The sequence below is a fragment of the Paraburkholderia sp. SIMBA_054 genome, from assembly GCF_046534875.1.
Taxonomy (GTDB): domain Bacteria; phylum Pseudomonadota; class Gammaproteobacteria; order Burkholderiales; family Burkholderiaceae; genus Paraburkholderia; species Paraburkholderia hospita.
Genome location: NZ_JAWRXV010000685.1, coordinates 1 through 276, shown reverse-complemented (window position 1 = coordinate 276; position 276 = coordinate 1). Strand labels below are relative to the sequence as shown.

The following is a 276-nucleotide window of genomic DNA, read 5'->3' as shown; positions in this document are numbered from 1 at the left end:
CTCGGAACACATCATACCGAAACTTTCGACACCGCGAATCTTGCCGATGGAAAGCGTGACATCGAGACCCGGCACATAATCGCCCGGACGACCCAGAACGCCGACCAGACCGGCACGTGCATTCGGCGCGCCGCAAACGACCTGAACCGGTTTGCCATCGCCCGTATCGACGGAAAGCACGCGCAGCTTGTCGGCATCCGGATGTTGAACAGCTGTCAGGACCTTGGCAATCTTGAAGGCTTTGAAAGCAGCACGGTCGTCGACCGATTCCACTTC

Annotated in this window: 1 pseudogene; it reads right to left on the bottom strand. The window is 58.3% G+C overall.

Features of this window, described 5'->3' with window-relative positions:
- Positions 1–276, bottom strand: a pseudogene (locus SB822_RS56850) (phenylalanine--tRNA ligase subunit beta); the annotation flags it as partial.